The organism is Streptomyces sp. NBC_01267, assembly GCF_036241575.1.
In the GTDB taxonomy this organism is placed as follows: Bacteria; Actinomycetota; Actinomycetes; order Streptomycetales; family Streptomycetaceae; genus Streptomyces.
In genome coordinates this window covers 27,458-50,052 of sequence record NZ_CP108456.1, presented here as the reverse complement: position 1 = coordinate 50,052, position 22,595 = coordinate 27,458, and the positions used below count along the sequence as shown (strand labels likewise).

The 22,595-nt window shown below is 71.4% G+C and carries 18 protein-coding genes; 3 read left to right on the top strand and 15 right to left on the bottom strand.

The window, feature by feature from the left end; translation table 11 throughout:
• Positions 1-30: 30 nt before the first annotated feature.
• The 4 genes from OG709_RS35135 to OG709_RS35120 form a co-directional block, all read right to left on the bottom strand.
• A complete protein-coding gene (locus tag OG709_RS35135) occupies positions 31-5,931 on the bottom strand; it encodes a type I polyketide synthase (RefSeq protein ID WP_329169325.1) in 5,901 nt (1,966 codons plus the stop codon).
• A gap of 74 nt (positions 5,932-6,005) precedes the next feature.
• Positions 6,006-6,392, bottom strand: a complete 387-nt coding sequence (locus OG709_RS35130; RefSeq protein WP_250306104.1) for an acyl carrier protein — start codon at positions 6,390-6,392, stop codon at positions 6,006-6,008.
• A 138-nt stretch (positions 6,393-6,530) separates the two neighbouring features.
• A complete protein-coding gene (locus OG709_RS35125; protein WP_250306102.1) occupies positions 6,531-7,973 on the bottom strand; it encodes an MFS transporter in 1,443 nt (480 codons plus the stop codon).
• 86 nt (positions 7,974-8,059) lie between these two features.
• Positions 8,060-8,431 carry a nuclear transport factor 2 family protein gene (locus OG709_RS35120; protein ID WP_250306100.1) on the bottom strand — a complete coding sequence of 124 codons (372 nt, stop codon included), beginning with the start codon at positions 8,429-8,431 and terminating at the stop codon, positions 8,060-8,062.
• Between the two features lie 290 nt (positions 8,432-8,721).
• On the opposite strand from OG709_RS35120, the gene OG709_RS35115 reads away from it, so the two are divergent.
• Positions 8,722-9,510: an AfsR/SARP family transcriptional regulator gene (locus OG709_RS35115; RefSeq protein WP_250306098.1), complete on the top strand. Its 789-nt coding sequence runs from the start codon at positions 8,722-8,724 to the stop codon at positions 9,508-9,510.
• A gap of 69 nt (positions 9,511-9,579) precedes the next feature.
• Here the strand turns inward: OG709_RS35115 and serS are convergent, their stop codons facing one another.
• From serS to OG709_RS35060, 11 genes are all read right to left on the bottom strand, one after another.
• Positions 9,580-10,854, bottom strand: coding sequence for a serine--tRNA ligase (serS, locus tag OG709_RS35110; RefSeq protein ID WP_250306097.1), 1,275 nt, complete (start codon positions 10,852-10,854; stop codon positions 9,580-9,582).
• A 69-nt stretch (positions 10,855-10,923) separates the two neighbouring features.
• Positions 10,924-11,154 (bottom strand): acyl carrier protein, encoded by a 231-nt coding sequence (locus OG709_RS35105; RefSeq protein WP_250306094.1) that lies wholly within the window; start codon positions 11,152-11,154, stop codon positions 10,924-10,926.
• A gap of 22 nt (positions 11,155-11,176) precedes the next feature.
• Positions 11,177-12,184 (bottom strand): beta-ketoacyl-ACP synthase III, encoded by a 1,008-nt coding sequence (locus OG709_RS35100; RefSeq protein WP_250306093.1) that lies wholly within the window; start codon positions 12,182-12,184, stop codon positions 11,177-11,179.
• The gene (locus OG709_RS35095; RefSeq protein ID WP_250306091.1) at positions 12,181-13,179 is read right to left on the bottom strand and encodes a VlmB-like protein; all 999 of its coding nucleotides are present in this window, start codon (positions 13,177-13,179) and stop codon (positions 12,181-12,183) included. Before OG709_RS35095 ends, OG709_RS35100 begins: the two co-directional genes overlap by 4 nt.
• Before the next feature lie 60 nt (positions 13,180-13,239).
• A complete protein-coding gene (locus OG709_RS35090; RefSeq protein WP_250306090.1) occupies positions 13,240-13,794 on the bottom strand; it encodes a hypothetical protein in 555 nt (184 codons plus the stop codon).
• A gap of 9 nt (positions 13,795-13,803) precedes the next feature.
• Positions 13,804-14,286 carry a type II toxin-antitoxin system RatA family toxin gene (locus OG709_RS35085; protein WP_250306089.1) on the bottom strand — a complete coding sequence of 161 codons (483 nt, stop codon included), beginning with the start codon at positions 14,284-14,286 and terminating at the stop codon, positions 13,804-13,806.
• Positions 14,286-15,572 carry an aspartate aminotransferase family protein gene (locus tag OG709_RS35080; protein ID WP_250306087.1) on the bottom strand — a complete coding sequence of 429 codons (1,287 nt, stop codon included), beginning with the start codon at positions 15,570-15,572 and terminating at the stop codon, positions 14,286-14,288. The genes OG709_RS35085 and OG709_RS35080 overlap by 1 nt, the downstream gene beginning before the upstream one ends.
• 61 nt (positions 15,573-15,633) lie before the next feature.
• On the bottom strand, positions 15,634-16,773 hold the full coding sequence (locus OG709_RS35075) for an acyl-CoA dehydrogenase family protein (protein WP_250306086.1): 1,140 nt from the start codon (positions 16,771-16,773) through the stop codon (positions 15,634-15,636).
• A gap of 41 nt (positions 16,774-16,814) precedes the next feature.
• Entirely contained in the window at positions 16,815-18,413 is a 1,599-nt protein-coding gene (locus OG709_RS35070) for an aldehyde dehydrogenase family protein (RefSeq protein WP_266646590.1), read from the bottom strand.
• Between the two features lie 99 nt (positions 18,414-18,512).
• Positions 18,513-19,982 (bottom strand): MmgE/PrpD family protein, encoded by a 1,470-nt coding sequence (locus OG709_RS35065; protein ID WP_250306083.1) that lies wholly within the window; start codon positions 19,980-19,982, stop codon positions 18,513-18,515.
• Positions 19,933-20,925, bottom strand: a complete 993-nt coding sequence (locus OG709_RS35060) for a diacylglycerol/lipid kinase family protein (protein ID WP_250306082.1) — start codon at positions 20,923-20,925, stop codon at positions 19,933-19,935. Before OG709_RS35060 ends, OG709_RS35065 begins: the two co-directional genes overlap by 50 nt.
• Before the next feature lie 398 nt (positions 20,926-21,323).
• Here OG709_RS35060 and OG709_RS35055 point away from each other — a divergent pair, with 398 nt between their 5' ends.
• Both OG709_RS35055 and OG709_RS35050 read left to right on the top strand, forming a co-directional pair.
• Positions 21,324-22,322: a bifunctional lysylphosphatidylglycerol flippase/synthetase MprF gene (locus OG709_RS35055; protein WP_250306081.1), complete on the top strand. Its 999-nt coding sequence runs from the start codon at positions 21,324-21,326 to the stop codon at positions 22,320-22,322.
• A gap of 54 nt (positions 22,323-22,376) precedes the next feature.
• On the top strand, positions 22,377-22,583 hold the full coding sequence (locus tag OG709_RS35050; RefSeq protein ID WP_250306080.1) for a hypothetical protein: 207 nt from the start codon (positions 22,377-22,379) through the stop codon (positions 22,581-22,583).
• Positions 22,584-22,595: the final 12 nt, after the last annotated feature.

Genomic DNA, 22,595 nt, shown 5'->3' with positions numbered 1-22,595 from the left:
CGTCTTCTCCGGTGGTCGGTACGCCTGGCGTCATTCCGCGTCCTGGACGAGCTGGGTGTCGAGGAACTCGGTGAGCTTGCGCGCCGAGGGGTGGTCGAAGGTCAGTGAGGCGGGCAGCGTCAGGCCGAAGTCCGCTTCCAGCTCGGACTTGACGTCCATGCCCATCACCGAGTCCAGGCCGAGGGTGATGAAGTCGGCCCCGGGATCGAGTTCGTCGACCGAGCCGAACTGCAGGACTGCGGCGACCCGTTCGGCGACGGTCCGGCCGATCAGCTTCAGCCGCTCGGGCTCGGGCCGGGTCAGCAGGTCGGCCAGGTCGACCCGCGAGCCGCCGGCGGTGACCGCCTCCCGGGCGTCGGCGACCCGCTCGTACAGGGCGTTGGTGAGCGGCAGCTGTCCCACGAACGCGGGCCAGTCGAAGCGGCTCACCACCCGCTGCGCCACCGGGGCCGACCAGAGCCGGTGCAGGGTGCGCAGCGCCCAGGAGGGCGAGAAGAAGCGGACACCGCTGCGTTCGATCTCCCGGATGTACGCGGCCTCCAGGCGGGCCGACATGCCGACCCGTGCCCAGGAGCCCCAGTTCACGGCCAGGCCCGGGAGGCCCTGGTGCCTGCGCCAGTCGGCCAGGCCGTCCAGGAAGGAGCTCGCCGCCGCGTAGTGCGCCTGCGTCGCGCCGCCCACCACGGAGGCGATGGACGTGTACACGGTGAAGAAGTCCAGCTCGGGGAAGGACGCGGAGGCCTCGTGCAGCAGCCAGCCGCCGTACACCTTGGGCGCCAGCTGCTCGTCGATGGCCTCCCAGGTCAGCTCGGCGATGAGGCTCTTGCCGATCGCGCCCGCCGCGTGGACGATGCCGCCCACCGGGTGCGCCGTGGCGTGCAGTTCGTCCACCAGGCGCCGTACGTCCTGCTCGCTGCCCATGTCGGCCTTGAGCAGGGACACCTCGGCCCGCTCCGACAGCTCCGCGAGGATGTCGGCCGCCTCGTCGGTGGCCCGGCCGCTGCGGCTGACCAGGGCCAGGTGCCGGGCCCCGAGGTCCACCAGCTTCCGGGCGGTCACCAGTCCGAGGCCGCCGAGGCCGCCGGTGATCACATAGGTGCGGTCGTCCCTGACGGTCGGTGCCGTCCGGCTCTCGGCGTCCGGCTGTCCGGCGCCCGGCTGTCCGGCGTCGAGCGCGACGACCACGGGGTGCGGGCTCCGTGTCAGCGCGCGCAGCGCTTCGTCCACCTCGTCGATGCTGTACGTGTCGGGGCTGTACGTGTCGGAGCTGTACGTACCGGGGTCGGCCGTCGCCGGGCCGGCCGCGGCGAGGGCCGCCGCCCGTGCCGGGAGCGCGCCGTCCGGGCGTACCGTCACGGCGGCCGACGGCGCCACCAGGGTCGAGGCGAGCGGCCCATGGTGGCGGACCGTCACCTCGGTGCCGCGGGAGAGCGTGGCGTCCGGTCCCACTGCCGTGACGGTGCCCGCGTACGCCGTGGCGGTCAGGGCCGCGCCCGTCGCCTCCCCGGCGGTGGCCGGTTCGTCCTCGGCGGCGGGTACGTCCCGCTGCGTCAGTGCCGCAGCCGCCACCCGTATCCGGACCTCGTCGCCCTGCGGCGCGTCCTCCCGTACGGGCAGCACGGTGGGCGCGGCCGGAGCGCCGGACAGCGGCGCGCGCACCTCGAACGGGCCCTGCCAGGACGGTGTGCCGTCCGCGGCCAGCAGCCTGCGGACGTGCCGCCGCCCCGCGCGGTACGCGATCTGGTGCTCGTCGGGCTCCGGGGCCAGCCACTCGGCGAGCAGGGCGGTGCTCGCGTGCCCGGCGTCGCCCTCCACGTCGACCAGGGTGGCCGACAGGTGCGGGTACTCGTTGAGCAGGACGTGCCCGAATCCCCACAGGGTGCCGGCCGCCGGCTGCTCGTCGCCGTCCGCCCGGTCGCCGGGCAGCCATTGGGCGCGCTCGGTGACCAGCCACACGCGCGGCGCGTGCCGGGGGTCGCGGGCGTTCGCCGCGGCCACCACGTCGAGCAGGTCGACGAGGTTCTCCCGGCACTCGGCGCGCAGTCGCTCGTACGACATCGCTCCGTCCAGCGGTCGCCAGAACCAGGCGACATCGGTCACCGACCCGTGCTCTTCGAGCGCCGAGCGCAGCGCCGCCGCGTCCGCCACCGGCGACACCCGGACCCCCTGTCCGGCGCCGCGCTCGGTGAGCGCGGCGAGCAGGGCGGGCGGCACGGTGTCCGCGCCCGGGATCACGACGTGCCGCTCCTGGGTCTGTACGGGCGCGGGCAGGGCGCGGCGCAGCCAGGCCAGCCGGTGGGTGAAGTGCGGGCCACCGCCGGGGCCCGCCGCCCGGACCAGTTCGGCGCCCAGCAGCTCGGCGACCGGGTCGTCGCCCTCCAGGAGCAGCAGGTCGGCGCGGCGGCCGGGTCCGTCGGGGCGTACCCGGGCGATGAAGCGGAACCGCTCGCCGCGCGGCTTCTTGAACAGTCCTACGCTCTGCGCGCCGCGCAGGACGAACACCGGTCCCTCGTCGTCCAGTGCGACGGCCGCCTGCAGCGCGCTCTCCAGGAGGGCCGCGGGCAGGTGCTCCACCGCAGCCGCGTCCCGGCCCGTCAGTTCGCCGCTGACCACGCCGTCGGCGTGCCGGGCGACGTGCAGGATGCGCTCGGACCCGTCGGTGGAGCTCCCGTCGGTGAAGCCCCGGTCGACGGCGGCGAGGTCGGTGGCGGTGTCCGTGGCGTCGGCCCGGTCGAGGACCGCGCCGGGCGTGGCCGCGAGCGCCAGCAGCCCGGGGTCGGCGTCCGCTCCGGGGGCGATGCGGGCGGCCACGAAGGTGCGCTCCTCGCCGTCTTCGCCCTCGCCCTCGCTCTCGCCCTCGACCGTGCCGGTCACCTCGACGTCCGCGGTGCCCTTGGCGACCGTACGCAGCCGGGTCGTCAGACGCACCACGCCCTCGCCGGTCAGCGGCAGCGGCTCGGCCAGCCGCAGCGTCTCGATCCTGGCGCGGGTGTGCCCGAACTCGGCGTCCTGCAGGGCGAGCAGCAGGTCGATCCAGGCCGCGGAGGGCAGCACCGGCTCCTTGCGCTCGCGGTGCAGGGCGATGTCGCCGAGCTCGGCCGGGGTGAAGTCGGCGGTGAACTCCGTGGTGAAGCCGGTGGATTCGGCGGATTCGGTGGAGGCCGCGCCGGAGTCCGGGAGCGCGTCCGGGGCGGTCCGCTGTCCGAGCAGCGGGTGGTGCGCCGGTCCCTCGCCGGAGCGGCGCGCGCGCTTCGTGCTCACCGGCAGCCAGTACGGCTTGCGCTGGAACGCGTAGGTGGGCAGCTGTTCCTTGGGCAGGGTGTGGCCCGCGTGGTAGCCGGTCCAGTCGACGGTCATCCCGGCGGCGTAGAAGTCGGCGAGGGCGCGCAGCGTCGCGGTGCCGCTCTCGTCCTGGCGGCGCAGGCTCGCCAGCCACAGGTGGTCGCCCGTGTTCACACAGCGCTTGCCGAGGGCGGTGAGCATGGCGGACGGGCCCAGCTCCACGAAGGCGTGCCGGCCGCGCTTGACCACCGCCCGCATCCCCGCCATGAACTGCACCGGCTCACCGATGTGCCGCACCCAGTACTCGGCCTTGCCGATGTCCCGGATGCGCGCGACCTTGCCGGTGACGTTCGAGATCAGCGAGATGGACGGCTCGCGGAAGGTGACCGACTCCAGCGCGGTGCGGAACTCGTCGAACACCTCCGCCATCAGCGGCGAGTGGAAGGCGTGCGAGACCTCCAGCGGCTGCACCCGCAGCCCGGTCCCGCTCAGCTGGGCGCTCACCGCCGCGAGCGCCTCGCTCGCGCCGGAGATCACGCAGTTCTCGGGGCCGTTGACCGCGGCGAGGGCCAGGTCCGGGTGGTCCGCGAGCAGCGGCAGCACCTGCTCCGCCGGGGCGCTGACGGAGGCCATGCCGCCGTCGGTCCGTACGGACTGCATCAGCCGGGCACGGGCGGCGACCAGGGTCACCGCGTCGGGCAGCGAGAACAGCCCGGCCACCGCGGCGGCCACCACCTCGCCGATGCTGTGCCCGATCAGGACGTTGGGCGTGGCCCCCCACGACAGCCACAGCTGGGCGAGCGCGTACTCCAGGGTGAACAGCGCGGGCTGGGTGTACTGCGTCTGGTGGATCGCCTCGGGATCCTCGCCGGTGCCCAGCAGCAGGTCCCGTACGGAGCGGCCCAGATGGGGCTCGAAGAGCCGGTCGCACTCGTCCACGGCCGCGCGGAAGAGCGGGAAGCGCGCGTACGGGGCGGCTCCCATGCCCGGGTACTGGGCGCCCTGCCCGGTGAACATGAAGGCGACCTTGCGGATGCCCGAGGGCTCGACCGTCCTCTCCGGCTGCCGCGCCGCGTCCAGGACCTTCAGCAGCTGCTCGCGGTCGGCGACGGGCGCGGCGACGCGGTGCGAGAGGTGGGCGCGGCCCACGTTGGCCGTGTAGCTCAGCCGGGCCACGTCCGCGTCGGGGTGCCCGTCGATGAACTGCCGGTACTGCTCGGCCTGTTCGCGCAGGGCCGTGCTGCTCTTCGCGGAGAGGGTGAACAGCGGGGCGGCGTCCGAGGAGCCGTCGGCCGGGTCCTCGGACCCGGTGCGGTCGGGAGCCTGCTCCAGGACGACCGCGCCGATGGTGCCCGCGAAGCCGAAGCTGTTCACCACGGCGCGGCGCACCGGCGCCTTCCACGGCTCGCACGCGGTCGGCACCCGGACCGGGTAGACCTCCCACGGGATGCGCTCGGAGGGCTGCGAGAAGTTCAGATGCGGGTAGATGGTCGCCGAGCGGAGCTGCAGCAGGGCCTTGATGACGCCGACCAGACCCGAGGCCGGTTCCATGTGGCCGAGGTTCGTCTTCACCGAGCCGACGAGCAGCGGATCGTCCTTGGTGTGGGAATCGGCGAACACGTTGCTGATGGCGCCCAGCTCGATCGGGTCGCCCAGCGGGGTGCCGGTGCCGTGCGCCTCCACGTACTGGATGTCGCCCGGGGCCAGTCCGGCGTCGGCCAGGGCCAGGCCGAGCACCCGCTCCTGCGCGGGGCCGTTGGGCACGGTGAGGCCCGCGCTGTCGCCGTCCTGGCCGACCGCGGTGCCGCGGATCACCGCCAGGACGTTGTCGCCGTCGCGGGTGGCGTCGGCCAGCCTCTTGAGCACGATGACGCCGCAGCCCTCGGCGCGCGCGTAGCCGTCCGCGGACTCGTCGAAGGTCTTGCACTGTCCGTCGGTCGCCAGCATCTGGGCGTTGGAGAACATCACCGGGATGCGCGGGTTGTGCAGCAGGTTGACGCCGCCGCCGAGCGCGATGTCGCACTCCCCGCGGCGCAGCGCGGTGACCGCCATGTGCAGCGCGGCCAGCGACGACGAGCAGGCGGTGTCGACGCTGATGCTCGGCCCGCGCCAGCCCAGGAAGTAGGAGATGCGCCCCGAGAGGGGGAAGAGGGTGATGCCGGACGCCAGGTGACCGTCGAGTTCCTCGTACGGCAGCGAGTCCAGCTCCAGGGCGTAGTCCACGGAGCTGGCGCCCACGTAGACGCCGCCGTTGCCGCGCCGCAGCGGTGTCGGGTCGACATTGGCGTGCTCCAGGGCCTGCCAGGCGGTCTCCAGGAGCATGCGCTGCTGCGGGTCGATGTACTGGGCTTCCTTGGGCGAGATGTTGAAGAAGCCCGCGTCGAACAGGTCGATCCGGTCCAGGTAGCCACCGGCCGTGGCCCGTATCTTGCCCTTGTCGTCGGGGCCCGAGGGAGTGAACGCGGCGACGTCCCAGCGGTCCTCGGGCAGTGGCCCGATGCCGGAACTCCCGGTGCGGAGGAACTCCTCGAACTCGTCGAGGGAGGTGGCTCCGCCCGGGAAGCGCAGGCCCACACCGATGATCGCGATCGGACCGTGCGTCTCTTCACGCGGGCTCTCGGCAGTGGCATGGCGGTTGTCGCGAGACATGTCCGCGGCTCCTTCTTCCGGTTCTTCCGGTTTTCCCGGTCGCGCCGGTTCCCCCGGCCGGTCCGGACGATCTGTTACTGAGCGGGCAGGCTCTCGGCGGGCGCGCCGGCGAGGAGGTCGGTGAGGTAGCACACCAGCTGCTCGACGGTGGGTTCGTTGAACAGCACGTTCGCGTTGATGCTCAGTTCGAGCAGCTCTTCGAGGCTCTGCTTGAGGCCGACCAGCGCCAGCGACGTGAGGCCCAGGTCGAAGTAGCTCGTCTCCAGCGGGAGTTCGTCGTCGTCGTCCATCAGGAGGGCTCCCCTGAACAGCCCGGAGACGAGTTCCTCCAGCTCTTCCTTGATCTCGTACAGGGGCAGCTCGCGCAGCTCCCGCACGGATATGTGCGTCTCAGACATGGCGGTGACCGATCCGGATGCGGGGCGCGCGATGGCTGCGCCGGTGAACGAGTTCTCAGCCAACCACCGCCTCCTGACACGCCGCTGACCTGACGCTCGCCCGTCCGTGGTCTGCGCGCCCGGGGCGCGCAACGCAAAGACGGCCGAGCCGCACAAGGCGTCGGCTCGGCCGTCGTGAGCCCGCGGATGCGGGCCGGGTACTCAGCTCTGTCCGCCGCTCGGCCGCATGAACCTCACGATCACGGAGACGGCGAGGCTGAAGACGACCAGGGGGATCAGCCCCATGATGAAGGCGTGCGGGTAGTCGCTCGGCCTGGCGTCGCCGAGCGCGGGGTAGAACACGGCGCCGACCAGGGCCACACCGATGGCGGCCCCGCCTTCCTGCACCGTGTTCGTCGCGCCGGAGGCCGAAGCGGCGTGCTGCGGATCGGCGCCTCCCAGGACGGCACCGGTCAGCGGACCCGTGGTCATGCCCATCCCGATTCCGGCGACGACCAGCGGCGGGATCAGCCACAGCACACTGCCGTCCGTGCTGAGCCGCGAGGCGACCAGCCCCGTCAGGACATAACCGATGCCCAGGGTCAGCGGACCGACCGAGACCAGGCCGTGGCCCAGGCGCGCGGCCAGCTTGGCGGACAGCAGCGACGAACCGAAGTAGCCGGAGCCCAGCGTGAGGAAGACCAGCCCGGCCTCGGCGGCCGAAAGGCCTTTGCCCTCCTGGAGGTACAGCGCCAGCATGAAGAAGAACGACCCCATGGCCAGGAAGTACGTCAGCATGGCGATGAGGCCCACCGAGAAGGTCCGGCTGTGGAACATCGCGAGGTCGAGCAGCGGGCTGCGCCCCTGCCGCCGGCGCTGCTGCACGACGAAGCCGACTCCCAGCGGCAGCACGGCCACGAGCAGCAGCCAGCTCCACAGCGGCCAGCCCTGCTGCTGGCCCTCGACGAGCGAGAGCACCAGGGCCGCCAGGGCCAAGGTGGCCAGCACGGCACCGGTCAGGTCGATCCGCCCACCCTCGGCGTTGCGGGACTCGGGGATCAGCCGCCGGGTCAGGAGCAGCGTCACCACGCCGACCGGCAGATTGATCAGGAAGATGGTCCGCCAGTCGAGGCCCGCCACGTCCACCGAGATCAGAGCACCCCCGATGACCTGTCCGAAGACGCCGGCGAGGCCGATCACCAGGCCGTAGACGACGAAGGCACGGGCCCGCGCGGCACCGTCGTAGACGACACCGATGATCCCGAGGACCTGGGGCACCATCAACGCGGCGGTGACGCCCTGTACCGCCCGGAAGACGACCAGCGCGTCGGCGCTCTGCGCCACCGCGCACAGCCCGGAGGCGAGGGTGAACCCGGCGAGGCCGAGCGTGAACATCCGCCGCCTGCCGTAGAGGTCACCGAGCCGCCCGCCGGTGATCATGCCGGCGGTGAAGGTCACCCCGTACGCGACGATGACCAGTTGGGACTGGGCGTCGCTGGCCCGCAGGTCCAGCCGGATCGCAGGCACCGCGACGTTGGTGATGAAGTAGTCGAGGACCGTGATGAAGGTACCCACCATCACGACGGCTAGAGCGCCCCAGCCAGGACCGTTCTTGGGAACCACCGGCTCTCCGGCCCTGGTGGACGTCCCGGTTTCCGTTGTCATCGTGGTGCTCCTTGAGGGGGGAACGGAGACCGGGCGGACGCGCCCTGATGGCAGCGATCCGCCCGGTAGGGGGGCCGTGAGAGCGCTCAGGCGCCCGCGGGAACCTTGTCGAGGAAGCCGTAGACGTTCTTGATCTTCCCCTGGGAGTCGGTCACCACGACGTCGAAGCCGATGACGATGTTCTCGCCACCGCCGGCGGGCACCAGCTCCCACTGGAACCGGCCGATGTTGTGGTTCTCGTCGACGTCGCCGAGGACGCGGAACTCGAATCCCTTGAACTGCTCCTGGGCTCCGGCGAGCACGGCCCCGATGCCTTCGTGGCCCTGTACGTCGGCGAGCGGGTCGGTGTAGGTGGCGTCCGCGGTGAACACCTCGGAGATCGCCGCGGCACGCTTGCTCGCGTCCGCCTCGTTCCAGGCGGCGATGTAACGGCCGGCCAGTTCGGTCAGGTCACTCACGGGTACTCCTTGGTCGCATGCGATTACTTGTCTCGCCGACCGGACGCGCGCGGCCCCGGGCGGCTCCTCCGCCACTCTGCCAGGGGGCCGCTCAAGAACCGGTGGAGTCGTCACGGGCCCCCTGGGGCGGCCCGGCACGCGACGGAACCGGTTCCGCCCGGCGCACGCCGGATCTCAAGCGGGGCTCAAGGGAGCGGTGTCACGTTCAACGCGGACAACACACTCCGTACCGCCCCGCCTGCCGCTGCGGCAGGCACCCCCCGGGGGCGTCAGGCAGGGAGGAGCAGTCAGTGAAGTTCAGAATTCTCGGCTCCGTCGGCGTCGAGGTGGACGGGCACTTCCGCAGTGTCCGGGGCGGGCAGCAGCGGGCGCTGCTGGCCGCGCTGCTGGTCAGCGGCGGCCGACTGGTCCCCGCCGAGGAGCTCTACACCGAACTGTGGGGCACGGAGCCGCCGTTGACCGTGGAGAACGCCCTGCAGGCGCACGTCTCACGGCTGCGCCGCACCCTGCAGGAGTGGGGCAGCTCCGCCCCTTCGCTGGTCACCCGGTCCACCGGGTACGCCCTGGAGTTCCCCGCCGAGGAGCTCGACATGAACGTCTTCAGGAGCCGGGTCGCCGAGGCCCGCAGAGCCGTGCCCACCGACTCGGCGTGGGCCGCCGGACTCCTCGGGGAGGCACTCGGCCTGTGGCGCGGCGCCCCGCTCCAGGACGTCGCCGGCGGGCCGCTGTGCCGGTCGGTGGCCGTACAGCTGGAGGAGGAGCACCTCGCCGCGACGGAGGACAAGCTCTGGTTCGACTTCGAGTGCGACGTGCCCTCCGCCATAGGGGAACTGAAGCGGATGAGCATCGTCCATCCGTGGCGGGAGCGGGTCACCGAGATGCTGATGCTGGCCCTGTACCGGTACGGGCGGCAGGCCGAGGCGATCGAGACGTACCACACCGCCCGCGGCCGGATGGTCGACGAACTGGGCATCGAGCCCTCGCCGCAGCTCAGGGAACGGTTCCTCGCCATCCTCAACCAGGCACCGCTCCTCCCCGGCCGGCGGACCGCCTCCCCGCAGCTGGTGCGTTCGGCCTGACCGCGTCAACGCCCGGCCCCCGGTGGTGCGTTCCGTGTCACGGAACGCACCACCGGGGGCCGGGCGACGTCATGCGGTGGCCCCGCCCGGCAGGATCCGGGAGAACCCGGTGTACGGCGTGAGCGCCGCCGGCAGGACGACGGACCCGTCCTCCTGCTGCCCCTGTTCGAGCAGCGCGGCCACCGTGCGGCCGATGGGCAGCGCCGAGCCGTTGAGCGTCGCGGCAGCCTCCTTGGCCCCGCTCCCGGTGCGCACCCGGATGCCCGCGCGCCGCCCCTGGAAGGTGCCGCAGTCCGACACGGAGGAGATCTCGCGGAAGGCGCCGCTACCGGGCAGCCACACCTCGATGTCGTACGTCATCCGGGCCGAGAAGCCCAGATCACCGGCCGGCAACTGCACCACCCGGTAGGACAGTTCGAGGCGGCGCAGACACTCCTCGGCGTGGGAGCGCATCAGCTCCAGCTGCTTGGGGGCCTCGTCCGCCGCGCAGATCCGTACCAGCTCCACCTTCTCGAACTGGTGCAGGCGCAGGATGCCGCGGGTGTCACGGCCGTACGAGCCGGCCTCCGCGCGGAAGCAGGGGGTGCGGGAGGTGAACGCGAGCGGCAGGTCGGCGGCGACGAGCAGGTCACCGGCGACGAGATTGGTCAGCGGGACCTCGGCGGTCGGCACCAGGAACAGCTCCCGGTCACCGACCCGGGTGGCGAACAGGTCCTCCTCGAACTTGGGCAACTGGCCGGTGGCGGTCATGGTCTGCCGGTTCACCAGGTACGGCACGGAGTGCTCGACGTAGCCGTGCTCCTGGGTGTGCAGATCCAGGAAGAAGTCACCGAGCGCACGCTCCAGCCGGGCTCCGGCGCCGCGCGACACGGTGAAGCGGGCGCCCGAGAGGCGGGCGGCGCGGGAGCCGTCGAAGATGTTCAGCGTCTCGCCGAGGTCGGCGTGATGGCGGGCCGGGCCCCCCGCACGCACGGGCGGGCCGCCGCGCGCCACCTCGACGGCCTCCTGGTCCGAGTGCCCGTCGGGCACCTCGTCCAGCGGGAAGTTGGGAATGGCGAGCAGCAGATCGGTCAGGGCCGCCTCGGCTTCGCGCGCCGCGGACTCCGCCTGCTGCACCTGCTCCCGCAGCCGCCGCGACTCCTCACGCGCGGCCTCGGACGGCTTGCCGCCGTGGCCGCGCGAGGCCGCCTTGAGGGCGGCGCGCAGGTCGGACACGGATGTCAGGGCCGCCGCGCGCCGCCGGTGCGCCTCCTCGACGCCGGTCAGGTCGAGCCCGTACCGGCGCCGCGCGAGGCGCCGCACCGCTTCGGGACCCAGCTCGATCAGCTCACGTACGTCATGCATGAACTCTCCTTGAGTGCCGGGCCGGTCCCGGTCCTGGGCGGCTGCGCGCGGGGGTCACCCGACAGCCCCTCAGACCGTCGCGCGGCGCTCGCTCATCATCTGGGCCATCTCGCCGATGTTTCCGGCCTCCATCAGCTCGTCGTCGCTGATCTCGATGGAGTACTCCTTGTCGAGGAGCATCGACAGCTCGACGACGGCGAGCGAGTCCAGCTCGACCTCTTCGCGGGTGGCCTGCGGGGTGATCAGGTCCGGGGCGACCTTGAGCTTGTCGACCAGGATCTCCTTGAGCATCTCGAACATGACGGGCTTCCTTTCGGTGGGGTCAGACGACGTCGATGTCGGGCCAGACGAGGGTGGCCGCGCCCCAGGAGAGCCCGCCGCCGAAGGCGGTGAGCAGCACCCGGTGACCGGCTTGGAGCGTGCCGTTCGCCGCGGACATGGCGAGCAGCGTGGGGAGCGACGCCGCCGCGGTGTTGCCGACCTCGGCGACGTTGGACAACTGCCGCTCCACGGGGAAGCCGAGCTCGTCCGCGACCGCGGTGAGGATGCGCGAGTTGGCCTGGTGGGCGCAGAGCCGGTCCACGTCGTCGAGCGTCCACCCGGCGGCCCGCACGGCGGCGCGCGAGGCCTCGCTCATCCGCTGCACGGCGTGCCGGAAGGTCTCCCGGCCGTTCATCTTGAAGTACGCGTCGGACGGGTCGGCCAGCTCGGTCACCGGCCCGCTGGAGCGCGACCGGGAGCCGCCGGCCGGGACCTGGATCAGCCCGGCGAGGCTTCCGTCGCTGCCCAGCACCGGAGTGCCGATCGCACCGGGCTCGTCCGCCTCACCCGCGCGCAGCACCACCGCGCCCGCGGCGTCCCCGAACAGCACCACGGTGCCGCGGTCGTCCGGGTCGACCATGGTCGTGAAGGCGTCCGCGCCGATCAGCAGCACCCGCTCGGCCGTGCCGGTGGCGATCAGGCCGGAGGCCGTCGCCAGTCCGTACAGGAACCCTGCGCACGCCGCCGACAGGTCGAACGCCGGGGTGGTGCCCAGGCCGAGCCGGGTCGTGATGTCCGGTGCGGTGGGCGGGACCTGGTGGTCCGGTGTGGTGGTGGCCAGGATGACCACGTCCGCGCCGCCGCCCCCGGCGGACTTCAGGGCCCGCTCCCCGGCCTCCACGGCCAGGTCGGAGGTGGCACCGCCGGGCTCGACGACGTGCCGCACCGACATGCCCGTCCTGGTGCGGATCCACGCGTCGTTGGTGTCGAGGCGCTCGCTGAGGTCCTGGTTGGTGACCAGCTTCGGCGGCAGATAGACCCCGGCGCCCGCGATGACAGCGGACTTCACGCGTCCCCCTGTGCGGGGGAGCCGAGCCACTCGACGGGCAGGCCCATGTACGCCATGCGGGCGGCGGCCATCTCGTCCGTCCACTGCTCGGCCATGTCGTAGCGCTGCTCCGGCGTGGTGTCCAGAAGCCGGGTGCCGGGCCAGATCTCGTAGTCACCGATCCGGTCGGCGTGCTCCTCCATGCCCTTCTGGAACAGCTCCTCGCGGTGGATGACGAACTTGCGGTCGTCGATGTCGTCCCACAGCGCGACGCCGGCCTGCAGGATCTCCACCAGCCGCGGCCGGTACTCGGGGTGCTTGCGCACGTGGTCGCGGAGGATGGTGCTGGCGACCGTCAGGTGGCGGATCTCGTCGATCGCAGTGCCGCGGGAGATCTCGCCGGTGGCCGGGGACAGCGGGGTCCACTTGCGTTCGCTCAGCTCCGCCGCCGGGGCGAGCACGCCCTCGATGACGATGGCGAACACGGCCACCGCGCCGGGGAAGTCGCGCTGCTTCTGGACGACGTCGAGGGTGAAGTCGATGACCGGCTGCAGCACTTCGCGCTGGTAGTCGGCCGCCATGTCCTCGATGTCGCGCAGCAGGGTCGCCTCCGGCATCCCCAGCTCGACCAGGTGGTTGCGGAACACCCGCGCGTGCCGGGCCTCGTCGAGGAGCTGGGTCGCGTAGAACTCCATCTCCGGGATGCCCGGAGCGATCTCCACGTACGGGGCGAGCAGCCGGGTGGCGACCTCCTCCGACAGCCCGCGGAAGCCGAATTCGAGGACCAGGGCCTCACGCAGCGGACCCGGCGCCTTGAGGAAGTCCGGGACCAGCGCCGACTCGTGGTGGCCGGTGACGCCGCGATCGCGCAGAGTGCCCTGGGCGACCTGGGTGATCCAGTAGGCGAGGTTGCACTCCTCGGGTCCGAGGGTGAGTTCCTTGGCCCCGTCGAGCAGACCGGGAGCGGTCTCCCAGTCGGCCTCCTGCGCCACGGCGCTCTGCGGCGATTCGGTCATGACGGCGTGTGCTCCTTCTGTCGGCCCGGGTTCACTGCCCGGGAGGTGACGGGTCTGCGGTCAGCGGCCTGCGGGGGACACCGCGCGGTCGGCGTTCCGGCTGCGGGGCGCGGGCCGGGCCGGCAGGTGGCCGACGGGCTCCGGGTCCTGGGCGTGGCCCACCGGCTTGGGGTGCTGCAGGCCCAGGTCGTCCAGGAGCCGCAGGTACCCCTTCTGCCGGACGGGCTCGTACGGCAGCGCGAACGACTTCATGAAGTTGCCGAACAGCCCCCGGTCACCGCTCAGGTGCCAGGCGACCGCGAGCAGTGCCCACTCCGGTCCGACCAGCCAGCACCACAGGCCGACGACCACGCTCTGCGTGATCAGGCTGTGCATGACGTTGTAGAGGACGTAAAAGACCTTGGAGATGGGCCTGCCCCCGCTGCGGCGGAAGGCGATGGCCCCCGGGATGTAACCGATCAGGTCGATGTAGAGGAACAGACCGATCCACACGGGCCAGCGGATGTCGCCGAAGTGCTCGATGATCAGGCCGGTGCTCACCGCGAAGCCGACGAGGTACTCGGCGCGGTGCAGGGAGAAGGTCCGTGGGGTCTCGAACGGGTTCGCCTGGTCCATGGCCGTCCCCTACGCTGCCGCGTCGGCGGGCGTGCCGAGCTCGACCGCGCTGCGCAGCTCCGTGCGGGCGAACAGCCCGGTGACGGCCCAGGCCACGGTCTCCTTGATGACGCGCTCGGCGATCGGGTCGAGGATGCCTTCGAGGCTCGGGATACCGAAGTCGAAGTCGACCTCGAAGTGGACGACGACGTTCTCGTCCTCCTGGATCACCGCCCACTTGCCCTCGAAGACGTCGAAGTCGCCGTCCTCCTGCTCGAACCGGATCTCCAGCTCGTCCTCCAGGAAGCGGTCCTCCTCGGTCCAGCGCAGCAGGCCGCTGCGGAAGTGCAGCTCCCAGCTGGAGCTGCCCTGCGGATCGGGCAGGGTGCCGTGCACCGTGGTGGAGCTGACGTGCGGGGCCAGTTCGGGGAATCGGTCGAACCTGGCGACGGACTCGAAGACGGTCCTGGCGTTCTCTCCCAGTACCACGGCGTCCAGTTCCACATGACGCATCAGTTGTTTCCGCCTTCCGGCATCCTGGCCGAACCGGCGACCAGATCGAGGGTTGCTTTGTCGAAGGAGCTGAGCAGGTACTCCACGTCGAGGTCGGTGAGCGTGGCGGGCGGGGTGAACCGCACCACCGAACTGCCGTTCATCGAGTGGTTGGCGACCACGCCGTGGTTGAAGAGCTCGATGAGCAGCTCCCCGGCCAGGCCCGCCTCGGTCAGCTCCACGCCGATCAGCAGGCCCTGGCCGCGTACGTCGACCACCAGGTCGGGAATGTTGCGGCGGGCTATCTCGGCGATCCGGGGCAGCAGCCGGGCGCCCAGGTCCATGGACCGGGTGACCAGGCGCTCCTCCTCGATCGCGCGGACGGCGCCCTGGACGGCCGCCATCAGCAGGGGCTGCCCGGAGAAGGTCGAGGTGTGGATGTACGGGTCCTTGTCGAACGGGCGGAACGCCTTGCGGGTGGCGACGGCCGCCGAGACCGGGACCACACCGCCGCCGAGCGCCTTGCCCGCGAGCAGTACGTCGGGGACGACGCCCTCCGTGTCGGCGCCCCACCACTCGCCGAGCCGGCCCATGCCGGTCTGTACCTCGTCGAGGATGAGGAAGCCGTCGTACTCGCGCACGAGCTCCTCGACCCGCTTGAGGTAGCCCTTGGGCGGGATGATCACGCCGCCCTCGCCCTGCACCGGCTCCAGGATCACGCAGACCTCGCCCGGGTGCGCCCGCAGCTCCTCCTCCAGGGCGTCCGCGTCGCCGAAGGGCAGGTGCAGTACGTCGGGGAGCAGCGGCCGGAAGGGCTTCTGGTAGACCTCCTTGGCGGTCGCCGAAAGGGCACCCATCGTCTTGCCGTGGTAGCCGCCCTGCATCGACACGGTCCGCCTGCGGCCGTTGGCGCGGGCCAGCTTGAGGCCGGTCTCGACGGCCTCGGCGCCGGAGAGCGAGAAGTGCACGCGGTCCAGGCCCTCGGGCATGACCGAGACGAGGGCCTCGGCGGCGCGGGCCACCGTCGGCTCCAGCAGGATGCGGGTGGCGACCGGGTGGGTGCGCAGCTGGCGCTCGACGGCCTCCATCACGATGGGGTGGCGGGCGCCCATGATGAAGACGCCGTAGCCCCCGGCGTTGAGGAAGCGCTCACCGTCGCTCGTGGTCAGCCAGGCGCCGGAGGACTCCACCTCCATGTGGCTGCCGAACAGTTCGGCGAGGGTGGCCCGGCCCTTGCTGAGGTGGGCCCGGTAGAGACCGAGGATGTCCGCCTCGGTGTCGACCCGGATGTCCTGGGTCACGGTCACGGATAACTCCCTGGATACGACGGGCTGTTGGGGTTCGACCGGTGCATCGGCCGGATGCGGTTCAGGAGAGGTCGAGCGGCTTGCCCGCGACGTAGTCGACGAGCTGTCCGGCCGTGGCGGACCGCCCCGGAGGGTGGAAGACCAGCGGACGTACGGAGGCCGCGAGGCGGGCGTGGTCCGAGCTGCGGATGAAGTCGATGCCGCCCAGCAGCTCCAGGCTCTTGTCCGAGACCTTGGCGAGCAGGTCCTGGGTGGCGTAGCGGGCGATGAGCACCTGGGCCACCGCCTCCTCGCTGTCGAGCCCGTCCCGTACGGCGCGGGCGGCGCCCTCAAGCAGGTGGAAGGCGCTCTCGACGTTGATGACCACGTCGGACCGCTCGCTCACGCTGCCCCGCTCGCGCTGGACGACCAGTTCGGCGAGGGCGGCGGCGGCTCCGGCGTAACCGGCCGAGATCAGCATCTCGAACCAGATGACGCCGGCGGTCTGCAGCTCGTCGAGCCGGTCCGGGTCGTCCTCGGTGGTGCGTACGACCATGTTGTCCGGGACGAACACGTCGGTCAGGCGTACCTCGTCGCTCTCCGAGGCGGCCAGCACGTCGTTGCCCCAGAACGGATGGACCGTCAGGCCCTCGGAGGAGGCCGGGACCAGTGCGAGGGCGAGTTCGGGGGTGCCGTCCGGGCCGGGCACGGCGATGCTCGCGGTGAGCAGCTGCATCGAATGGGCCAGGCTGCACGGCTTCTTGATGCCGTTGAGCCGGTACCCGCCCGGGGCCGGCACCGCGACGACCGACGGCGCGAAGATGTTCTGCTGTGTCTTGCCCTCGGCCCAGCCCGAGGCCATCAGGATCTGCTCCGGCACGACCCGGTGCAGCAGCTCCAGTTGACCCTCCGCCAGCCGCCCGGACCGCTCGGCCAGCGAGTACAGCATCGAGACGGTGAAGTGGTGCATGGTCACCGCGGCGGCCACCGACGGTGACACCGCCCCGATGGCCCGCTGCACCTGCACCGCGTCCACCGGGTCGGCGCCGTGCCCGCCGAACTCGGTGGGCACCAGCAGCCCCACACCGCCGTGGGTGCGGAACAGGTCGATCGCGGGACTCCCGGGAGCCTCCCGCTCGGCGAAGGGGATCTCTTCCAGGGCCTTGAGCAGCCCTGGATGGTACCGGTCGCAGAGCGAGCGGGCGGAGTCGAGGGAGCGCACGGGGGGACACCTCCGTTGAATCGGTGGAGCGGGGGGATGGTTCAGGCCCCGAAGACGGCCTCGTGGGGGCTGACGTCGGTGGCGATGCTGACGCCCTGGATGTGCGAGGTCTTGAGGATCGGGTAGTTGGCCTCGCCGTAGACACCGCCGGTCAGGCCGGTTCCGCCGTGGCTGGGCAGATACGGCAGGAAGCCGATGTGCGAGTCGTTGATCTTCAGCAGGCCGCCGTTGGTGATGCGCTGCACGAACGCGTTGATCACCCGGGCGGACTTGACCCAGAGCGAGTTGCGCAGCCCGTACTCGTTGGAGTTGACGAAGTCGATGAACGAGTTGAGCAGCGTGTCGTCGTCGGTCGCCTCGGGTACGACGATCGGCAGCAGCGGGAAGAACGTCTCGCTCCTGACGATGTCGTGCAGGCGGGCCCCTTCGAGACCGTCGACCCGCACCACGGTCGGCTGCAGGAAGACGCCGGTCTCCGACGGGGTGCCGTCGACCTCGGTCCGCAGGCCGCCGGTGATGATCTCGCCGCCGCGGTCCAGGGACTGCTTGAGCAGCGCGAAGAACTTCTCGCTGCGGCGCACCGGGGAGAGCAGGACGTCCTCGTCCTCCGGGTAGCCCGGACGGACCACCTTGACGCGCTCCTTGACCGCTTCGATGAGCTCCTCGGCGATCTCGGGGTGGACCAGCACGCAGTTGGGCACCATGCAGATCTGGCCCGAGCCGTAGAAGGACTCGCAGATCGCCTCGGCCGCCTTCGTCAGGTCGGCGCCCTTCCACACGACGATGGTGTCGTTGCCGGCCAGCTCCAGGATGGGCTTCTTGCCGTTGGCCACGCAGCTCTCCTGGAAGCGCAGGCCCTCCTCGCTGCCGCCGATGTAGAAGATGTCGTTGATCAGCGGCGACTCGACCCAGCGGTCCAGGGTCTGCTTGGGGTTGGAGCAGATGGCGTTGAGGATGCCGGGAGGCGCGGAGATCTCTTCGAGCAGCGGCGCCACCACGTCGCGCATCAGCCACATGGTGCTCAGCGCGATGCTGCGCGGGGCACGCATCACGACCGCGTTGCCGGCCATCAGCGCGAGAACGGCGAGGGCCGCGCTCGGCGCGGGCGCGTTCTGCGGCGGGTTGAAGGCCACCACACCGTCGGGCTGGCGACGGACGATCAGGCGCCGTCCCTCGTGCTCGAACTCGGTGTGCATCCGCTGCCGGTACCAGTACAGGCTTTCCTCGCTGTAGATCTGCTTCATGCAGCTCAGTTCCCAGCGGGCCAGCCGCAGCGGGTGCGACTCCGAGGTGAGGATGTCCAGGAACTCGTCCTCGCGGCGCATCAGCTCCTCGCGGAACATCCTGCCCAGGCGCATCCGACGTTCCAGGGGGACCTCGGCCCAGGCGCCCGCAGCAGCAGCGGCGGCCTCCGTGGCGAGATCGATCGAAGCATCGCTGGCGATTGCGCAACGGCCCACCACATAGGGGTGATCCGCCGACTCGGAATCCGGATTCTTTTCCAGTTCCCGTTTGAGACTGACGCTCGTGAATACATCTTCGAGCATGGACTTGGCGCTGACGGTATATACCCAGCCGTCGCCTTCGACGTCCTTGCCCGCGATATAAAGTTTGTAACTGCGGAGTTCCTTTTCAGGCATCAAAGGACCTTTCCCAAGTCCGATCTTCCCTGCTCACTGTCCACCGTGAAACGATGTTCGCAGCGCCTGCTGACTCATCGCTGACACCCGCCTCGCGGATTACCGCAGCGCTGATGCGATCCATTCCTGAAGATCATCGGAATCCATCGAATCGAGGTGCTCGGCCGCCTCGGCGACCTCGGGCGTCCCGCCGTACTCCAGGAACTTCTGCTGCATCAGTTCGGCGTGGTGGGCCCGCGTGTGGGGGCCGGCGGCGGCGAGCGGGATCATGCGCTCCCGGCTGAGGGTGCGCCCGTCGGCCAGCCGTACCGTCACCCGGGCGCCGGTCGCCTTGGCGGACGAGGTGAAGTCGGCCCGTGCCTTGTCGCCCGCGGCCTCCTGGGCGAGCCTGGCCACCTCCTCGCCGCCGAAGGAACGCAGCCAGGGTTCCGCCGCGGGCCCGGCCTGCCGTACGGCCTCGCCGAACGGGGCCTCCGAGGCGAACAGCGCCCGGGTCAGCTCGGGGTCGTGCACCAGCCGCACCCGTTCCGCGACGTCCCAGCGGACGCGCTCGCTGAGCAGCGGCGCCGCGAAGTCGTTGACCGTCAGACCGCCGGTCAGCAGGGCGGTGGCCACCGGATACGGGGTGTGCAGGACGAGCGCGCCCAGCGGCGAGCCCGGCCCGACGATGTACGACGCCGCCTTCTTGCCCGCGAACAGCGTGTAGAGGGACGCCTCGACGACGATCTCCTCGATGTCCTCGGGACGGCACGGACCGATGTCGCGGTGCAGCGCGGCGGCGCAGTCCACCGCCGCGTCGATCCCGGGACCGCCCGGGTGCATCTTGAACGAGAGGGTCTCGGTGTGCCACCGCAGGCCGAGGCCCGCGTTGACGGCGTCGGGCAGCGGTACGGAGGAGAACCGGTCGAGGAAACCGTCCGGGTGCTCCAGGATGTCCACGGCGCCCCGCAGCCCGGCGCGGGCCCCGTCGCAGGCGTCCATCGCGGTGCGTACCGGTGTGAAGGTGTTGAACAGCCGCGCGTCGCTGGCCAGGAAGGCGCGCATCAGCGGCCAGTTGGGCATGGCGAAGGCGAGGCCGAGGGCGTTGCTCCAGACCGCTTCGTCGGCGCCCTCGCAGTGCAGCCTTCCGCTGACCGTGCCCGCCAGGTGCGTGTGCACGGCGCTGTGGCCGCGCAGCGGCCCGAGCGTGGCCGCCGCCGTGATCCTCGCCGCGAACTCGTTGGCGGCGACGACCGCGGTGACCAGCGAGGCGCCGTCGAGGCCGCGCGCGTAGGCGTACGCGAGCGGGACGGACACCGTGGAGTTCGACAGATGGCCCGCGTACGCGGTGTCGTCGAGGTTCAGCCAGGAGCCGAGCCCGGCCAGCACACACGCCGACGTACGCGGATCGCTCTGCAGGGGCGGCCCGAAGGCCTCGATGAGCCGGCGGCCCAGCGGGTGTGCGGCGCCGGCCCGGATGGAGGCCAGCTGGGAGAGCAACTGGCTGCTCGCCAGGGAGCGTACGGGGGCGGGGACGTCCTCAGCCTGCAGCCGGGCCGCCCACCGGCACAGCTCCTTGAGTATCGACACGCGTCACTTCTTTCGTCGGAGCACCCCAGACCGGCAGCACACCCGGCAGCACATCGACGGACATGCTGGTCCAGTTGAGCTGCTGCAGTTCACCGTCGTGCTCGAAACACAGGGGGCGCCCGTCGAGGCGTTCGACGACGACGCGCCGCCCGCGGCCGTACACCACTCCGGGCTGCTCGTGCAGCAGGCCCTCGGTGGCGAGGTGGGGAATGTCCGTGGCGGGCACCTCGGCGCCGACGACGCAGACGTCCAGCAGCCCGTCGTCCAGCTCGGAGTGGGGCAGGACCAGGTACTGGCCGCCGCGGTACCGGCCGCCGCCGACGTTGGCCAGGACGGTGGCGCCCTCGTGCAGCACCGTGCCGTCGACCGTGACCCGCCCCGGGTAGGGGCGGTGGGCCGCAGCCGCGTCCGGCAGGGCCCGGGTGTAGCGCTCGCGGCCGGTGGCCTGGACCGTGCGGGCCGTGATCAGGCCCTCGGCGACCAGCCCGGAGCAGGCGCCGAGCAGCACGAGTTCGCCGGTCTCGGCGAGCGATCCCAGGTCGATGCGGCGCAGTGCGGCCCGCTCCGCGTCGGCGGTCAGAGTCGCTTGCAGCGTCTCGGCCCAGGGCCGGTCGGCCCACAGCATGCGGTAGTTGGAGTTGCCGGTGCCCGCGGGGACCACGGCGAGGGCCGCCGCGGTGGGCCGGTCCCGGGCGACGAGTCCTTCGACGACCTCGCGCACCGTGCCGTCGCCGCCGACCGCGATCACCAGGTCCGCCGCCGTGGCGGCGCGGACGGCCTCGGTGGCGCTGCCTCGGTGCGTCGTGCGGTGCACCTCGACGCTGTCGAGCCGGTCGCGGCAGAGCCGTACGACCTCGTCGAACAGGCCCGCGCGTACGGTGCCCGCGGTGGGGTTGGCGACGACAAGTGCCCGTCGTGGGGCGGGGGATGCCGCGGTCGGCATGAGGGGATTCTCCAGACGCTGCGATCGGCGATCGGCGGCCGTCGCCGCTCCGGGCCCGACGGCGTGGCGCACTCGGCGCGAGCAGGTCGCGTACGGCGGGCTTCCGGCGGGCTTCCGGCGGTGCGGCAGCACGGCCCGCAGCGGAGAGGGCAGGATTCGAACCTGCGTGGGCTTTCGCCCGACTGAAGCGTGCTCCGGTCCCCGATAAACCACTCCGGGCACCTCTCCTGGTTTCCGGAAGCCATTGTCTCCCGGTTGCCTGGATTACATTTCCAGCCCGCTCTGATATCCGGCTGACAGGCGGCTGACATCTCCCCGGCAGACAATTTCGGCTCTTCCGGGGCTCATCTTGCAGGTGCTCTACTTTCCTGTGCTCGTCATCGGAAGAGAGAGGGCCAATGTCTCCTACAGCAACGGCCGAGAACACCGTTCTCGCATCGATCCGTCAACACACGCAGTCCGAGAACTCCAGCGCGTTCCTGACCATGAGCCAGGGGACCAGCGCGTTCACCGCGCCGGGACTCGACGGCATCATCGCCTACCGCAGGGCCGGCCAGTACCTGGTCCAGCTCGGCGGCCCCTTCGCCGCCCCGGACGACTACGACACCCTGCTCGACCGCTTCGTGGCCCATGCCCATGAGCAGGGCCTGAAGGTGGTGGGCGCCCAGTTGCAGCGCCCCGACGCCGAGGTGTACGCCCGGCGCGGCTTCACCGTCAACCAGTTCGGCTCCTCCTGGGTGGTCCACCTGCCCGACTTCACCATGCGCGGCACCCGGTTCATGCGGATGCGCAACAAGATCTCCCGCGCCCTCCGCAGCGGTCTGCAGGTCAGCGAGGTGTCGCCGGAGGAACTGACCGAGGCGATCACCCACATCGACCAGGCCTGGCTGCGCTCCAAGGGCGAGGAGGCCCGGCAGCTGGAGTTCCTGGTCGGCGAGATAGGCGGCCCCGCGCAGGAGCACCGCAGGCTCTTCCTCGGCACCATCGACTCCAAGCCGGTCGGCTACATCTCGTACTCGCCCGTCTACGGCAGCCGGGCCGGCTGGATGCACGACCTGAGCCGGCGCATCCCCGACGACACCCCGGGCCTGATGGAGGCCATCAACGCGCATGTCATCGAGGTGCTGCGGGCCGAGGGCGCCGAGTGGCTGCACTTCGGCTTCACCCCGTTCACCGGCCTGGCGGAGGAGAACGAACTCCCCGGCCACAGCCCGTCCTTCCAGTGGCTGATGCACTTCCTGTGGGCCGAGGGCGCGGCTCTCTACCCCGCCCAGACGCAGCTCACCTACAAGGAGAAGTGGGCGCCGGAGGCTCCCGTCCCCGAGTACGTGGCCTTCGACGGGCCCGCCTCGCTGTCGGCCTTCGCGCACATCTTCCGCGCCTGCAACGCCTTCTGAACCCACCGCACCCGAGCCGCCCGGCACGGCGGCACCCAGCAAGGAGGAAGAACCATGTCCAGCGAGCAGACCACCGAGGCCCTGGGGCAGGACGCCGAGCAGGCGCCTGCACCCAGCGAGACGGACGCCCTCAAGGAGCAGCTGGTCCATTCCCTGATGGACATCATCGGGGCCCCGGACGACCAGGACGTCGCCCGCGCCTCGGACGAGCTGCTGCGCACCCTGGACGCACGGCTCGCCCAGGAGGCCGCAGCCGCGTGACGCGCCGCCGCG

Bases quoted from the DNA above. Each gene is read 5' to 3' on its own strand.
- OG709_RS35135 (WP_329169325.1), bottom strand. From the start codon at position 5,931: ATGTCTCGCGACAACCGCCATGCCACTGCCGAGAGCCCGCGTGAAGAG.
- OG709_RS35125 (WP_250306102.1), bottom strand. From the start codon at position 7,973: ATGACAACGGAAACCGGGACGTCCACCAGGGCCGGAGAGCCGGTGGTT.
- serS (WP_250306097.1), bottom strand. From the start codon at position 10,854: ATGCATGACGTACGTGAGCTGATCGAGCTGGGTCCCGAAGCGGTGCGG.
- OG709_RS35105 (WP_250306094.1), bottom strand. From the start codon at position 11,154: ATGTTCGAGATGCTCAAGGAGATCCTGGTCGACAAGCTCAAGGTCGCC.
- OG709_RS35095 (WP_250306091.1), bottom strand. From the start codon at position 13,179: ATGACCGAATCGCCGCAGAGCGCCGTGGCGCAGGAGGCCGACTGGGAG.
- OG709_RS35090 (WP_250306090.1), bottom strand. From the start codon at position 13,794: ATGGACCAGGCGAACCCGTTCGAGACCCCACGGACCTTCTCCCTGCAC.
- OG709_RS35085 (WP_250306089.1), bottom strand. From the start codon at position 14,286: ATGCGTCATGTGGAACTGGACGCCGTGGTACTGGGAGAGAACGCCAGG.
- OG709_RS35070 (WP_266646590.1), bottom strand. From the start codon at position 18,413: ATGCCTGAAAAGGAACTCCGCAGTTACAAACTTTATATCGCGGGCAAG.
- OG709_RS35060 (WP_250306082.1), bottom strand. From the start codon at position 20,925: ATGCCGACCGCGGCATCCCCCGCCCCACGACGGGCACTTGTCGTCGCC.
- OG709_RS35055 (WP_250306081.1), top strand. From the start codon at position 21,324: ATGTCTCCTACAGCAACGGCCGAGAACACCGTTCTCGCATCGATCCGT.
- OG709_RS35050 (WP_250306080.1), top strand. From the start codon at position 22,377: ATGTCCAGCGAGCAGACCACCGAGGCCCTGGGGCAGGACGCCGAGCAG.